Genomic DNA, 14,741 nt, shown 5'->3' with positions numbered 1-14,741 from the left:
AAACAGGCCCATTCACCATTACCTCAAAGGGGCCATACATATTTAACTTTCGTCCTTGGCCTTTTTGGCAAAGACTTTTCTTAAGTCGGGATTAAAAAAGAAACCTATCTGTAACCGATCATAAACGGCATTGGCAAACTGGTTTCTGAGGTACCCCAACTGCACACTACTGTTCTCCGTGAGATGAACCCCCACGGCACCGTACAAACGGTTTTGTCCGAACAGGTCATCCTGTAGGTTGATGAACAACTCATCATAAAAATTAAGAAAAAAGGTGTCGGTGAGCGGCAAGGTCATTTGGATACGGTAACGTGCCCTGTGCTGGGTGTCCGTAGCATTCCCTAATTCCAAAAAGCGTTGTTCCAGACGATAACGATGCTCAAAAAGTAATTCCCAAACCTTGTTTTTCAGGATAAACTGCTCAAAGATTCGATGCTCCCTACCATCCAATCCGCCAAGGGGCTCATCAAAAGAACCATCGGTCTTGATAAAACCATACCCCATGGTGGCAATGGCATTGGGGTTGATATGGTAATTCAGCCCGGTACGCAACAACAACTGGTTAAAATTGCTGGTGGTCTCATAAAAACGGAATTGGGCCTCGGTATGAACACTAAGGCGTTCGGCAATCTTGTTGGTTCCAAAATACATATACCAAGCCCCCCATTTGTCCTCTCCAGGTTCTTGGGCATTCAATATTACGGTAACGGTAAGTGCGACCCAAAGGGTCGAAAGCAATTTTCTTTTTCTATGCTGCATTAATCTAAACTAAAGGTTTCTGTTTCTTTAAAAGGTGATATATCCAAGGCTTCGATGGATTCGCGATACGGTTTCCATTTTTCGTTGAAGAAGGCATTGGTCTTGTCCAAGGCCGACTTTAATTCATCTTCCGCAAAGCGGACCAATCTTTTTTCTGTTTCAGTGATTCCAGACTGGCGGCTGCTCACATAATAACTGGCCGTACCAAGTCTTTGTTCCACTGATGGCTCCGGGTTTCGGGTAATGCCTTGGCGCTTGTCCTCCTTGCCCAAATACAGGGCAATTACGGAATCTATTTCTTTTATGATGTTCTTTGAAGCCTCAATCTGCTCCTTGAATTTTTCCTTGTCCAGGTCTTGGAGTTCTTTTTGGAATTTGTTGGCCAAATTCTTGTTCTCCACCAATTGTTTTACGGCATCGGCGGCGGTTTGTGTAAAGCCTTCCAATTTTTTGCCCAGGGCATACACCTCATTGATGGAAGCCATAGACGTATTCAACCGCGGGTCCGTTTTTACGGTCACACTTGTGGAATCCTTTTGCCCGCCATAGTGCGCCACCACTTTATAGGTGCCTGGTTTAACGGATAATCCGCCCGACTCCCTCGGGTTTTTTACAATGGTCCTTGACGGGGAAGCAGGGGCTTTCTCGTCCAATTCCCAGTAAATCTTATGGAACCCGGCTTTTTTGGGTGTCTTGTATTTTAAGGTTCTGATGAGCCTATCGCCATCATAAAAATTAAAGAAGATGGAATCTTTGGTCTTCTCTTTGGGTTTATCCTCTTCGGAAGCGGCATCCTTGGTTTCGTCGGTTTTTTTGTCATCTTTCTTGGACGCTACATCTTTGATGTAGTACGTAATCATGGCTCCCGAGGGCCTGTTCTCGGCATTGTATAGGGCATCTCCCCCAAAACGGCTTCCCGTGGGTTGTTGGTAGGCAGCTAAATAGGCATCGGGACTTTTAAACAGGCTGATATCCTTTTGCAACAGCGCCTTGTTCTCCGCCAAGGCCCTTAAAGGTCTGATATCATCCAAAACCCATGCCGCCCTTCCAAAGGTGCCGATCACCAAATCCTGTTCTCTGGGGTGATAGGCCAAATCTTTTGTGGATACCGTAGGGAATCCTTTGTCCCATTTTTGCCATTTGGAACCTGCATCGAAGGAAATGTAGAGGCCGTCATCGGTTCCCAAAAACATAAGATTGGGATTTTCCGGGTCTTCCAAAATGCTCAGCGTATAGCTTTCCACATCAGTTTGGTCCACGATACGGGTCCAGGTTTTTCCATAGTCCTTGGTCCGGTAGGCGTAGGGCGTATAGTTGAACCTTCGGTAATCGTTGGCGACCAATAGGGCCTCTCCTTTATTTTTTTGGGATGCTTTGATTTGGGGAATCCAACTGCCTTTGGGCAATCCTTTGATGTTGTTGGTGACATCGGTCCATGTGGCACCTCCATTTTGGGTAAAGTGTACCCGGCCATCATCCGTACCGGCCCACAACATATCTTTCTCCACGGGCGAAGGCTCTATGACAATAACTGTGCAATGGTTCTCCGCACCGGTGGCATCCATGGTAAGCCCGCCACTTTCACCCTGCTTTTGCTTTTCTGGGTCATTGGTGGTTAGGTCCGGTGAAATGACCCCCCACGTCAATCCCTTATCGGTGGATTTATGGACAAATTGACTTCCAAAATATACCGTGCTGGTATCAAAAGGGTCTTGGCCTATGGCTGCATTCCAGTTGAAACGGAGCTCCACTTTGGGGTCGGGGTGGGTTGGTCGGACGGTATAGTCATTTCCTGTTTTCCAATCGTAACGACGCACGTAGCCTTGCTGGCTCATGGCATATCCAAATTGACTGTCATCTTTATCCGGGATGACATCAAAACCATCACCAAAGGCAATTTCCTGCCAATAGCTGTTCCGAATCCCTTGGTCCCTCCACACATAGGCGGGACCTCGCCAAGAACCATTGTCTTGCATTCCTCCGTATACATTGTAGGGATACTCATTGTCCACATTGATATGATAAAATTGTGCCACAGGTAGATTACCAATGAATCGCCATGTCTTACCTCCATTTTTGGTGATGTTCAACCCACCGTCATTACCGTCCAACATAAACTGTCCGTTGGTCGGGTGTATCCACCAGGCATGGTGGTCGGGATGTACCCCATTGCTCACACCGTAGGCCGGCATCAATTGGGAGAAGTTTTTGCCCCCGTCTTCTGAAACATTGATGTAAGTGAACACCGAGTATACCCGGTTTTCGTTCTGGGGATCCACATAGATTTCGGAATAATAAAAAGGGCGGTTGCCAATATCGTTTTTATCGTTGATTTTTTCCCATTTGAACCCACCGTCGACCGACTTGTACAAGGCATTTTTTTGGGCCTCGACCAAGGCGTAGATCACGTTGGGTTTGTTTCGGGCTATGGCGATACCAATACGCCCCAGGTCACCCTTGGGCAGACCGTCCTCTTCGGTGATTTGTTTCCAAGTGGTGCCACCATCGTGGGTCATGTACAGCCCACTGCCTTCACCACCGGATTTGAAGAACCAAGGGTCACGTTTATGTTCCCACATGGCCGCCATCAATTTATTGGGATTGGTGGGGTCCATGACCAAATCGGCCACCCCGGTTTTGTTGTTTACAAACAGTACCTTTTCCCACGTTTTTCCGCCATCGGTGGTTTTAAAAACACCCCGTTCAGGGTGTTCGCCCCAAGGGGAGCCAATGGCCCCAACATAGACGATATCAGGATTGGTAGGGTCTATGATGACTCGGTGAATGTGACGTGTTTTTTCGAGCCCCATGGATTTCCAGCTTTTACCACCATCCAAGGATTTGTAGATGCCATACCCTCCGTTGAGGCTATTTCTGGGGTTTCCCTCCCCGGTACCGACCCAAATTACGGATGGGTTGGATTGCTGGATGGCAACCGCGCCGATGGAGGCAGTAACCTCATGGTCGAATATGGGTTCCCATTGGATACCCCCAGAGGTGGATTTCCACAAACCACCCGATGCGGTTCCCACATACATGATGTCAGGATTGGAATGGACCACATCAATGGCGGTAACACGTCCGCTCATTCCGGCTGGGCCTATGTTTCTTGGTTTCATATCCTGAACCAAATCCATTGAAAATTCTTGGGCAAAAAGGGATATTGATGCAAAGAGCATCAATAGGAAAAGAGGCTTTTTCATTTTTAAGGTCAATTAGTCGCCTAAAGATACCAAAAACCCCAAGTGGAATTCTTAAAAGGATGTTAACTGGAACCAGACTGCGGGGAAACCCTCTCTATTTGAATTGAATGGTCTATTCGCTTTTATAGACCACCCCATCTTTCATAACAAACCGTACGTGTTGCATCTGTTCAATGTGGGTAAGGGGATTGCCTTCCACGGCGATGAGGTCGGCCAAAAAGTTGTTTTTGATGCTTCCCAGATTTTCTAGATGGAATACCCTTGCGTTCACTGATGTGGCCGATTGTAAAGCCTTGAGGGGCTGCATTCCGTATTCGACCATAAGTACGAGTTCCCTATAATTTTCTCCATGGGGGAATACGCCCACATCACCTCCAAAGACAATGTCCACTCCGGACTGTAGGGCCAAGGCAAAGGACTGCTTCTTTTTTGCAATGCGGTCCGTATCGGCCTCTTTCCCCTTTTTCCATCCTTTGTACCGTTCAATGGCATCGCCGGCAGCCAAGGTAGGGCAGAGGGCCACATTTTTTTCTTTCATCAGCTTGAAAATATCCATGGTGCCCCAATCCCCATGCTCTATGGTCTCGGCACCACCCAAGATGGCTCGCCGCATCCCTTCGGGGGTTCCGGCATGGGCCACAACATATTTGCCTGCAGTGGTGGCAGTGGCTACCATGGCATCGATTTCTTCCTGTAAAAAGGTAGGTTGCGGGATTGCACCTGGGCTCCAACGGTAATCTGCATAAATTTTGATCAAGTCCGCACCCTTCCCCATTTGATTCCTAACCTCCTTGATGGCTTCGTCCCTTCCACTTACGGGTTCGGCACCCAAGGGAACGCGGACCCCGTCGTGAAATCCTTTTGGCCCATAGGCCCCCGTAGCTACGATGGCAGGTCCGGCTACCAATAATCGAGGTCCCGGGATGATTCCGTCATCAATACACTTTTTTAAATAGACATCGGTATATCCGGCACCTTCCGAGCCTAAATCGCGCATGGTCGTTACCCCGGCCATTAGGGATTTTTTGGCATGGACGCTCCCTCGTATGGCTCGTTCCACCGGGGATTCCTTTAAAACTTGATCGTTCCAGTCCGTTTCGTTGTAGGGATGCAGCAACAGATGTGAATGCCCCTCTATAATTCCGGGCATCAGGGTCATCCCTTTCAGCTCTTGTTTGGTATAGGAGTTGACTTTTTTCAGCCCACTTTCTGGACCAGCATAGGTAATTAGATTACCATTGACCGCCACTACCCAATTGGAATGCATTTCTTCGCCATCAAATACCCGGTCAGGGACCAATAAAACTTGTGCTTTTATAGGTATGGCAAGCAGAAATAGCAATAAAAGTCCCCAAATATTTGGGCTTACCTTGATTTTTGAAGAGGAATGGATCATTGTGTATGGTTTTAAAATTGAAATAGGCATCAATCCATGATAGCAGAGTTCAATAGTTCCTGTAACTGGTTTTTGGAGAACACTTGGGTTCCCTTGACCACCGTATAAATGTGTTGCGTATTGCGAATATCTTCCAAAGGATTGTCATCCAAAATCACCAAATCCGATACGTTTCCTTTGGAAACACTACCATAGTTGCTGGATTTATCCAAAAACTGTGCACCGTTATAGGCTGATGTACGCAACGCATCCAAAGGAGGGATTCCGTTCTGAACCATGGCTTCCAATTCTTTGTGGAGCGAGATACCTGGATAGGTGTAGGAGTTGAAGGCACCACTATCCGAACCCGCCAAGAGTTTCACCCCGGCCTTGTTCAGGGATTGGGCCAGTTGTCCAAAAAAAGTATCCAACTCCTTCCGGTCTTTTCGGACTTCTTCCGAAGCACTCATGGCCCGTGTAATCCTTCCTTGATAGGTTTGGATGATTCCTTGCCCCATGTATGTCAGGTAGGGGTCGTTGGAATGGTCCACTTCATCCAAATAGCTCAATGTTTTTCCAATATGCAGCGTAGGGACCACGAAGACATCATGACCTTTCAACATGGTAAAAGTCTTTTGTGCGGTTGAGTCTGAATACGCTTGCATTAGTGCGGGCATGGCATCCCAAAAGCCCATTTTTCCGGATTTAAGTTTTTCCGTTACCTCCAGCTCATTGCTGGCGCACCCTTTCATGATATAATAGAGGTGTTCCATGGCATCCATGCCAGCCTCCACAGTTTCCTTCAACGTAACCGTAAAAGGCATGTGGCCCGAGACGGTCATACCTCTTTTTTGGGTCTCTTTGATGGCGTTGAGGTAATTCCCACCCGAAATCCGGCTGTCATAAAGTTTGACGAAATCAACCTGCAATTCCTGAAGGGAATCCAAGGCATTCTTCACATCTTCTTCAGTTTCCACCTCAAGGGAGCCCGCCCATGTGGCATTGGGACCATCAATTTTTGGCCCCGATGTATAAATGGTAGGTCCCACCAAATCCTCGGATGCAATCTGGTTTTTCCATTGGATGACGGAAGGCGTGAGATCCCCGCCTGCGTCGCGGACCGTAGTAATCCCATTGGTAATGAACAGTTTCAAGAAGTTTTTGTTGTTGGCCACCAGCGAATCACCACCTCTAAGATGAATGTGATTGTCCCAAAAACCGGGAAGTACAAATTTTCCGGTAGCGTCTATAAGAGTATCGGGCTCGAAGGTGTTCTCGGTACCTACATCCAGAATTGCCTGGATTTTCCCATTGGAAATAAAGATGTCCTGGGTCTCCACGGTCCCTGTTTCAAGATGGATGACCTGCGCATTGGTTATGGCTAGGTCCACCTGTTGTTTGGAATTTTTGTCCATACAGGCTAAGGCGAGTAGGATCAATGTGGATATTACCAATGTTTTGATGCTATGTTTCATCTTCCTAAGGTTCGGTATTTGATGTTTTGGGCCGACATTCCCACAATCTCAGCTATCCGTTTCTGTCGGGTATCTTCCCGCTTGGCCTGATTGAGCCAATACAAGTAGCTTTTACGCTGACTATGGGTGAAGTTTTCAAAATTCTTTTGAGCCTCCCTGTTTTGATTGAATGCCTGTTGAAGGTCCTCGGGAACCACTCCGTTTTCCACATCGTCCAATGCGGACCAAGAGCCATTCTCTTTGGCAACTTGTATGGTGGTCAATCCACTTTTGTGCATCAATTTTTGGGCTTTCAAGTCTTTGATGTGCTCTTTGTTAAGTTTGCTCCATACACTTTTGGGTTTTCTAGGGCAGAAATATTGTCTCCGTTTGCCATCGCCCAGACTTTTCACCGTACTGTCTATCCACCCGTAGCAAAGGGCGACCCTCACGGCCTCCTCCCATCGCATACTTTCCATATGGTGTTCCACTTTGAAAAAAATGAGATGGATGCCATCCGAGCTATCATGGTTTTCATGCAGCCAATCCCGCCATTCGGAGTCGTTTTGGAAATAGTGTTCGGGAAGTTGGTTCACATCAGATTTTTTGGGTTTCGATATAAAAATTAGGATCAAAAATCAACTCATTCCCCTTGAGGGATTCGGTTTTCCATTCTGAATTTGGGAAGAGCCATTGCTCGTTGCCATCCACAAAGACACGAATGGGCATATCAAAATCTTCCACAATATCCACATACCTGTAGGTTATGGAACTCCCATTTTGTTGATATTCAAACTTTGGAATCATGGTGGTGCGCAGATACTGGTTGAAAAAAGCGGAAAGGTCTTTTTTGGTCTTTTTGCTGATGTAGTCCTCAATTTGCTGTGTGGTCACGGTTTTATGGTAGAACTCGCTGTTCAGTCCCCTTAAAATTTGGCGCCACAATTCATCATCCTCGATGAGTTGGCGGAGGGTATGGAGCATATTAGCTCCTTTGTAGTACATGTCTCCCGAACCTGCTTGGTTGACACCATAAGGGCCAATAATTGGTTGATCATTCCGAATATTGGTACGGGTACCCACAACATATTCCGAAGCGGCTTTGGGCCCGTAATGGTAATCCAGATAGAGATTTTCGGAATAGGCCGTAAAGCCTTCATGGATCCACATATCGGCAATGTCCTTGTAAGTGATGTTGTTGGCAAACCACTCGTGGCCCGCTTCGTGGATGATGATGAAATCGAACTTAAGGCCCCATCCGGAACCGGAGAGGTCGCGGCCCAAGTAGCCATTGGCGTATTGGTTGCCGTAGGTGACCGAACTTTGGTGTTCCATGCCCAAATAGGGCACTTCCACCAGTTTAAACCCATCTTCGTAAAAAGGGTAGGGGCCAAACCAATGTTCAAAGGCTTTGAGCATCATTGGGGCCTGTTTGAACTGCGCCTTGGCTTTTTCCAGATTTTCTGGCAGCACATAATAATCCACATCCAAAGCACCTTTTTCACCATCGTATTTTTCACCAAAATGGACATAGTTGCCTATGTTCACATTCACTCCATAATTATTGATGGGATTGGCCACGAACCAATTATAGGTTTTAAAGTCGCCATTCTCCTCTATACTTTCCAGTTTCCCATTGGAAACATCCATCAAATCTTTCGGGACGGTTGCACTAATTCGCATGCTATCTACCTCATCGTACATGTGGTCCTTATTGGGCCACCACACACTGGCCCCCAATCCTTGGCAGGATGTGGCCACAAAAGGATTTCCCTGGGTATCCTCTTTCCATGAAAAACCGCCGTCCCAAGGAGCTCGAACGGCCTCACGGGGATGACCGGAAAAATGGATATTGATAGTGTTGAACTCACCCGGAACTTGTTCCTTTTTCAAGGTAATGAAGTGTGCATTTCCGTCGGAAGTGACCTCTAGCGCTTGATTATCTTGGGTCACGGATGTTACTTGCATAGGTTCCTGCAGATCAATTTGCAACACTTTTGCGGCGTTGAGCACTTTGTAGCGCACCAGATTGTGTCCTGAGATGAACTTTTTTTCAGGCTCAATCTTTACATTGAGGTCATAGTAATTCAAATCCCACCATGCCCGTTCTGGGGTAATGCTTCCCCTTAGGGTGTCCTGACGGGTAAAATTTTGGGCGGATGCGGTGCAAACTCCCAATATGAATGCTGATAGTATAAAATAGTGTTTCATATCCATTCTATAAAAGCATCTCAACCAGACGCGTCATTCGTTTTATCTAAAAACCTTGTTTGGAAAAACCACCGGACTTTCATGTCCATCTTTGCCCACAGCGGCCACACCAAAGAAAAAGTTGTCAATGACAATGCCGGTCAGGGTATACTCATTGATGTCTCCTACGTATCTGTGATTGTCCCAAGTTGGGGAGGTGGTATCCCTCCAATAAATCTTGTATCCTACAGCACCGTCTACCTTGCTCCATTTTAATTTGGCTGCGGGTTCTACAATTCCTCCTATTTCAACGGTTGTCGGTGCGGGAGGTGCCCAAGCTATGGAAGCCAAATTGATCGCATTTACGGTAGTCAATTTTTTGGCATACCCAAAGTTTACATGTTTCAGGACATCGCCATAGGCGATACCATCCTCCAAACGGATATCCTGATGCTGTTGGGTATAGTTTTCATGGGCTTCCATGATACGTATCCCCGCAAAACCGGCATCGTTGAAAGGTCTGTGATGCCCACCGCGGCCAAAACGGTCCAAACGATAGATGAGCATGGGGTTCATCTCGGGCATATAGGTTTTGGTGGTTTTGTAAACATATCGGGCCAATTGGCGTGAGATACCGTCCACTTCACCGCCATAAAAACGTCTGGCGCGTCTTTCTTCCTCGGTTTCGGTGGGGGGAACGGGTTCCGAGAAAATACGGAAATCCCGATTGCTGACCACGCCATCCACTCCGGTGATGTTGCCAATCATGTCGTTGTTGAAAATCCCAACAATGTCCCAGTTGTTTTGCTTGGCATGCGCGGCCAAGCCCCTGCCACCATAAAGTCCTTGTTCTTCCCCGGAGAGCCCAACAAAGATGATACTGCTCTCAAATGAATATTGGGAAAGTACCCTTGCGGCTTCAAGGGTTCCTGCCATACCGCTGGCATTGTCGTTGGCTCCCGGTGAGTCCGAAGTAAAGTTATTGGGGTCACTCACCCGTGAATCAATATCCCCACTCATGATGATGAAGCGGTTGGGGTATTTGGTGCCCCGTTTGATGGCCACCACGTTTACTACCCAAACATCCTTTACAATCCGGGCACCTTCGCCTTTTTTGATCAGGTCCTTTTGGTAGAAAACTTCCAAACAGTCATTGCAATCGGAAGAAATGTTTTCGAATTCTGATTTGATCCATCGTCTTGCAGCTCCTATTCCCCTAGTTTGTGAGGTGGTATCACTCAAAGTGTGTCTGGTGCCGAAGTTGACCAAGGTGGTTACATCTTTCTCTATCCGTTCCGCGGAAACCGCATTGATGATGTCATATATTCGGGTGTCATCCTGCGCGGTTAGAATGGATAGACTAAATATTAAAAAAATAAACGCTATGCTTTGTTTCATTAAAATGGATTTTAATTGCCTACAATTTCAATAAAAACTCCATCAGGATCTTGAATAAGGATAAAAGTCCTTCCATCAGGCAGTTTTATAGGGGTGTCCCCCAAAAATTCGATATTGTTTTCGCGGATTCGTTTTATGATGTCTTCTGTGGATTTTATAAAGAAGGTGGTATACTGCATTCCGTTTTGATCCTGTATGTGTTTGTCAAAACCGGTTTTATCGTTTCCGAACGACACCAATTTGTACTCTGTGGCATCCGGACTGTTCTTTAGCTTTAAAATTTTTACCAACAAAGGCCTTCCGCCGGTCAATCCAGAAGCTTTTCCAAAGGAACTGTCCAAGTCCAGTTCGCCGGTTTCCTCCATACCCATAATATTGGTGTAAAAATCAATGGAGGTTTCGAGGTCCGAGACGACCACCCCAATAGACACGGTCAGTCTTTCATATTCGTCCTGCGCTTGTACAGTACTGAAGGTCAATGCCAAAATGAGGCAGAAAAGGTAGTGGGTTTTCATAAAGAGGCTTTTTTAGAAATCCCATGAAAGTAGCAAAAAGACTCATCGTAAAAAAGTGACTTTTGCAATTTTTCCATTTTCAACCTCATAGATGGCCACGGCATGTATTACCGAATCATTGACCGTTACCTGTTCTTCGTCAATGATCTTGTTCCCAATTACCATACGGTTTTTGATGGTACAGTGGAGATTGGGGGTGCTTTCGAAGAACGAATCGTACCGTACCCTCATATCCGTTTTACCCTTACTGGTAACTTGGTTGGGAAAATTATTGAGGGAGATATGGTCCGAGTAAGTATCCATAAAGGCATCAATGTCGCGGGCATTGTAGGCATCCAATTGTTCTTGTACAACAGCCTCTGCATCTGCGGTTTCCTGATCGGGAAAAATAAAGGTCATTGAGGTGATGAGTCCACCTTCAATGGTATACAACGCCACTTGATGGCCTTGTCGACCATCGACTAGGGTGATTTCCTCATCGATTACTTTATTTCCAATGGTAATTCGTTTAACCACTTCAACCTTTGCGTTTTTGGTGTTGGTGTAAAACCGTTCGTAATTGGCCAGCATCTTGGGTTTTCCCACATACATGGTATCGTTGGGAAAGCGTTGTGCCAGCACATTATCAGCATAGCAGGAGACAAACCCATCCAAATCCCGTTTATTGAAAGTATCCACTTGTCTTTGCACAATTTCCTTGGGTGAAACCTCGGTGACCAAGGCCAATCGGGTACCACTTGGATTTACAGCCATTCGGGATATTTTAAAGACTTGATCTCGGTCAAAAAACTGAAAATCTTTGGTATCCCCCGCTTTTGGATTATAGAGGGAAATCCTATTGTCATTGGGAATAAGGAGCGCGCCATTGGGCAACCATACCATATCCTCCACTGGGTTGACCAAGGTCAGGATAGAATCGATTTTATCATCGGTCACATCAAGGGATCTGATTTGCCACAGTTCCTTTTCAGAAGACCCCTTGCTGATAAAACTAACCAAATCTGAACCCGGAATTTTATGCAGGGAGCGTCCAACATTTTTATGCACTATGCGGTGGGAGCCATTATCAAGGTCGATTACAGCCAAATCCATCCGGTCTGCCACCAATACGGTGGATACCAAAATATGGTCATTGTACCACACATGATAACCGATTTTCAAATCGGAAATGGGTTGGGATTCCCCAGTTTTGATATCATATTCATACAATCGCTGTAGTCCATCCAAATCTAACCGAATGGCCGATATGTTATCTTTTCCAGGTATTCTCAAAGGTGAATATTCGCTTCCTGTAGGGGTATTGGTAATCCAGGAAGAGGTACTTCCCTGGTTGATGTTGAATCGCAAGATATCGGTTTGGTCTGCCCTTGTTGAAGAGAACAATACTGTATTATCATCCCAAAATGAAGGTTGGTTGTCATACCCATGATTGTTGGATATATTCTTGGGATTGGACAATGGAGCATCCTTTGTATTCATGTCAAGGTCAAAAAGGTAGACCTCGGTATTAGCCTGACCGAAACTATTTAGGGTTCCCAGCAAGCAAAGCAAAAAACAAAATCGCTGCATCATGGTTTTGCAAACCGTTTTAAAAGTTCCCGTACCCTTTTGGTGTTTTCAACATGGTATTTGGCTTGGGTCTTTTTAAGCCCAACTTTAACGGTGATGGCCGAGTCGGGAAGTTCTTGGAACATAAATTCATCGGTCCAGTCATCGCCAATGGCAAACACAAAATCATAGTCATCCTCTCCCAGCATGCGCACTGCGGCTCTACCTTTGTTTACATTACTGCTTTTGACTTCCATGACCTTGTTTCCGTTAAGAACGCTAATATCGTCATTCCCGATAAGACTGGTCAAGACTGTGTTCAATTCCGTGGCCCTTTTTTCACCAAAGTCAGGGTCGGTGTTTCGGTAATGCCACGCCATGGAGTAGTTTTTCTCCTCGATAAAGGATCCGGGCGTTCGATCCACAAAAGATTCCAGTACCGGTTTGATTTTTTCCATCCACTCGCTCTTTACATTTTCCAAGAGTTTGAAGTCCTCACCATCCTTGGAAATCCAAACCCCATGCTCCACGATCATATTGTATTTTTTGGGAAGGAACCACCTGCCAAAGGTCTGCTTGTCCCTACCGCTGATCAAAAAGAGGGTGGTATTGTCCTGTTCGTGCAATTGGTCCAGTAGGGCGTATAGCTCTTCATCGGGTAATGCCTTTTGAGGGTCCTTGTGGAACCCGGCCAAAGTGCCATCATAATCCAAGAACAACAGCCGTTTTGAAGAGTCAGCGTACTCCTTGGAGATGGTGTTGAGGCACTCGTTTGTGATTTTTTGGGAAATATAGGCGTGTCCCGCTGTTTTCTTCTGGTTGAGTGCACTCATAAATTCGTTGGCCCACACTTCCACATTGTAGCGTTCCAACCGTTTTTGGAGGAAGGTATTCCGGGATTGCTGCTCTTCCAGAGGCATGGTAATGGCCTGGCGCAAGGTATCTGCCTGCTGTTCAAAATTATTGGGGTTGATCAATAGGGCCTCGTTCATTTCATAGGCAGAGCCGGCCATTTCACTCAAAATAAGCACTCCGGATTTGTCCGTTCGGGTGGCAATGTATTCCTTGGCCACGAGGTTCATCCCATCGCGAAGCGGGGTAAGCCATGCAATGTCACTGGAAGTATATAGGTCGATGAGGTTTTCAAAGGGAAGGGAACGATAAAAGTACCAAATCGGGGTCCAATTCACAGTGGATAATTCGCCATTGATACGCCCCACCAACTCATCAATTTCTTTCTTGAGCAACTGGTACTGGGGAACGTTGGAACGCGAGGGCACCGCAAGGATGATCAAACGCACCTTTTCTTTGTACTCTGGATATTTGTTGAGGAAATACTCAAAGGCATTGATGCGCTTGGCAATTCCTTTACTATAATCCAAACGGTCTATGGACAGGATCAATTTGGTGTCCGGGGCAGAGGCTTTATGGTCATCCAACCGTTGTTGTAGATCGCTTCGGTTGTCTTTTTTCCGTTCACCCTGAACCAAAGCGGCATCCCTGAACTTTTTGTAATCGATGCCCATGGGGAAAGAGTCCACTTTGATCACACGGTTGTCCATGAAAATCTCGTTGAAGCTTACTTCCATTCCCAATAATCTCCGCACCGAACTCAGAAAATGTCTTTCATAGTCATAGGTGTGGAACCCAATAAGATCGGACCCCAACAAGCCTTCCAATATTTCTTCACGCCAAGGGAGGGTTCTAAAGATCTCGTAGGAAGGAAACGGAATGTGCAAAAAGAATCCAATGGAGGTATTAGGGCGTTTTTCCCTGACCATTTGCGGAACCAGCATCAACTGATAGTCATGTACCCAAATGGTGTCATCCTCATCGGATTTTTCAATGATGGCATCGGCGAATTTCTGGTTCACGGCTTTATAGGTGTTCCAAAAATCCAGTTCAAACTCGGAATACTTCAAAAAATAATGAAATAAGGGCCATATGGTCCTATTGCTGAAACCAAAGTAAAAACCGTCCACTTCTTGGGCATTCAGTTTTACCTTGGCACAGCCATTTTCTTTCAAGGCCTTATCAATATCGTCCTCAAGCTCGGGCGGGGTATCCTCATCCGTGAGGCCAGACCAACCTATCCAAAGGCTTTCACTACCACTATGCACCGACTTCATTCCGGTAGCCAATCCTCCTACACTGGGGATGGCATTGATGCTTCCATTGTTGATTTGCAATTGAACGGGCAGTCGATTTGAGATTATGATAGTTTTGGCCATAAAAGGGTGTTTTTTGACAGGTTTTACTTTTAAGTTTCTTTAAATTTCGGGAAATTCGACTGTAAAAG

General features: G+C 46.1%; 10 protein-coding genes. All 10 read right to left on the bottom strand.

Annotation, left to right across the window (positions count from 1 at the left end; translation table 11 throughout):
- Nucleotides 1-42: 42 nt before the first annotated feature.
- Nucleotides 43-759 carry a DUF2490 domain-containing protein gene (locus tag F8C76_RS06185; RefSeq protein ID WP_152130905.1) on the bottom strand — a complete coding sequence of 239 codons (717 nt, stop codon included), beginning with the start codon at nucleotides 757-759 and terminating at the stop codon, nucleotides 43-45.
- Nucleotides 759-3,962, bottom strand: coding sequence for a WD40/YVTN/BNR-like repeat-containing protein (locus F8C76_RS06180; protein WP_152130904.1), 3,204 nt, complete (start codon nucleotides 3,960-3,962; stop codon nucleotides 759-761). Before F8C76_RS06180 ends, F8C76_RS06185 begins: the two co-directional genes overlap by 1 nt.
- A 112-nt stretch (nucleotides 3,963-4,074) precedes the next feature.
- Nucleotides 4,075-5,358: a metal-dependent hydrolase family protein gene (locus F8C76_RS06175; protein WP_152130903.1), complete on the bottom strand. Its 1,284-nt coding sequence runs from the start codon at nucleotides 5,356-5,358 to the stop codon at nucleotides 4,075-4,077.
- Nucleotides 5,359-5,387: 29 nt separating this feature from the next.
- Nucleotides 5,388-6,812 carry an amidohydrolase family protein gene (locus F8C76_RS06170; RefSeq protein ID WP_170283987.1) on the bottom strand — a complete coding sequence of 475 codons (1,425 nt, stop codon included), beginning with the start codon at nucleotides 6,810-6,812 and terminating at the stop codon, nucleotides 5,388-5,390.
- Entirely contained in the window at nucleotides 6,809-7,387 is a 579-nt protein-coding gene (locus F8C76_RS06165; protein ID WP_152130902.1) for a YdeI/OmpD-associated family protein, read from the bottom strand. The genes F8C76_RS06170 and F8C76_RS06165 overlap by 4 nt, the downstream gene beginning before the upstream one ends.
- A gap of 1 nt (nucleotide 7,388) precedes the next feature.
- Nucleotides 7,389-9,002: a M1 family metallopeptidase gene (locus tag F8C76_RS06160; protein WP_152130901.1), complete on the bottom strand. Its 1,614-nt coding sequence runs from the start codon at nucleotides 9,000-9,002 to the stop codon at nucleotides 7,389-7,391.
- Nucleotides 9,003-9,044: 42 nt separating this feature from the next.
- On the bottom strand, nucleotides 9,045-10,379 hold the full coding sequence (locus tag F8C76_RS06155; protein WP_152130900.1) for a M28 family peptidase: 1,335 nt from the start codon (nucleotides 10,377-10,379) through the stop codon (nucleotides 9,045-9,047).
- An 11-nt stretch (nucleotides 10,380-10,390) separates the two neighbouring features.
- Nucleotides 10,391-10,894 carry a VOC family protein gene (locus F8C76_RS06150; RefSeq protein WP_152130899.1) on the bottom strand — a complete coding sequence of 168 codons (504 nt, stop codon included), beginning with the start codon at nucleotides 10,892-10,894 and terminating at the stop codon, nucleotides 10,391-10,393.
- 42 nt (nucleotides 10,895-10,936) lie between these two features.
- A complete protein-coding gene (locus F8C76_RS06145; protein ID WP_249042366.1) occupies nucleotides 10,937-12,373 on the bottom strand; it encodes a nuclear transport factor 2 family protein in 1,437 nt (478 codons plus the stop codon).
- An 89-nt stretch (nucleotides 12,374-12,462) separates the two neighbouring features.
- A complete protein-coding gene (locus F8C76_RS06140; protein ID WP_152130898.1) occupies nucleotides 12,463-14,673 on the bottom strand; it encodes a bifunctional alpha,alpha-trehalose-phosphate synthase (UDP-forming)/trehalose-phosphatase in 2,211 nt (736 codons plus the stop codon).
- Nucleotides 14,674-14,741 lie beyond the last annotated feature (68 nt).

Origin of the sequence: Flagellimonas olearia, from assembly GCF_009184425.1 — a bacterium.
Lineage (GTDB): Bacteria > Bacteroidota > Bacteroidia > Flavobacteriales > Flavobacteriaceae > Flagellimonas > Flagellimonas olearia.
Note: the sequence above shows the minus strand (reverse complement) of the source record. Positions and strands in the feature narration are given on the sequence as shown.